At 55.7% G+C, this 1,186-nt stretch carries 1 protein-coding gene; it reads left to right on the top strand.

From position 1 onward, the window contains the following. The first annotated feature begins 86 nt into the window (after window positions 1-86). Window positions 87-1,070: an IS5 family transposase gene (locus tag M5G17_RS25500; protein ID WP_273895636.1), complete on the top strand. Its 984-nt coding sequence runs from the start codon at window positions 87-89 to the stop codon at window positions 1,068-1,070. The last annotated feature ends 116 nt before the right edge of the window (window positions 1,071-1,186 follow it).

The raw sequence follows: 1,186 nt of genomic DNA, 5'->3' as shown, positions 1-1,186 counted from the left end.
GGATTCTCCGATCAAGTCAGCACAGATCATCTGACCTGTGCTGAAATAGCCCTCCGCCCAACTGTCCCCGAGCAAGCCTCCACCCCATGAGTCAGATGAGCTTTTCCGATTTCGAATACGCCGGTAAGCGCAAGCAAACCCGTCGTGAGCGTTTCCTGGCCGAGATGGAACAGGTCGTGCCGTGGAGCGGACTGGTCGCGTTGATCGAACCGCATTACCCAAAGGCAGGTGGCGGTCGCAAACCCTATCCATTGGAAACCATGCTGCGCATTCATCTGCTGCAAAACTGGTTTTCACTGAGTGACCCGGCTATGGAAGAAGCGCTGTACGAGATCACTTCGATGCGCCAGTTTGCTCGACTGACGCTCAGCGCTCCGATCCCCGAAGACACGACGATCATGAATTTCCGGCACCTGCTGGAGAAGCACCAGTTGGCGGCAGGCATCCTGGAAACCATCAACGCCTACCTGCGAGACAAAGGCTTGTCGCTGCGCCAGGGCACAATCGTCGATGCCACGATCATCCACGCGCCCAGTTCGACCAAGAACAAGGAGGGCAAACGCGATCCGGAAATGCACCAGACGAAGAAGGGAAACCAGTACTTCTTCGGCATGAAAGCGCATATCGGAGCCGATGCTGAATCGGGTCTGGTACATCATGTCCATGGCACCGCCGCCAACGTGGCTGACGTGACGGAAGTTGCCCATCTGTTGCATGGTGACGAGAATGTTGTCTGTGCTGATGCGGGTTACACCGGCGTAGAGAAGCGGCCTGAACATGACGGTCGGCAGGTGATCTGGCAGATCGCAGCACGCCGCAGTACTTACAAAAAGTTGAGTAAGCGCAGCGTCCTGTACAAGGCAAAACGCAGGATTGAAAAGGTCAAAGCCCAGGCAAGGGCCAAGGTCGAACACCCATTTCGTGTCATCAAGCGGCAGTTCGGTTACGTGAAAACTCGTTTCCGCGGGTTGGCCAAGAACACGGCACAACTGACCACGCTATTTGCGTTGTCAAATCTGTGGATGGCCCGGCGGCAACTATTGAGCGTGACGGGAGAGGTGCGCCTGTGATGCAGAAAAACCAGAGGCGTCTCTGGTTTTTTGTGTAATGCGCGGCTGAAAAACCGGCTGAACCGACGCTGCATACGATCAGGGGACGGATATTTGGTGACTTGTTCGGAGCATCC

The organism is Pseudomonas rubra, assembly GCF_028656935.1.
Lineage (GTDB): Bacteria > Pseudomonadota > Gammaproteobacteria > Pseudomonadales > Pseudomonadaceae > Aquipseudomonas > Aquipseudomonas rubra.
This window is presented reverse-complemented; position numbering and strand designations above follow the sequence as displayed.

Bases quoted from the DNA above. Each gene is read 5' to 3' on its own strand.
- M5G17_RS25500 (WP_273895636.1), top strand. From the start codon at position 87: ATGAGTCAGATGAGCTTTTCCGATTTCGAATACGCCGGTAAGCGCAAG.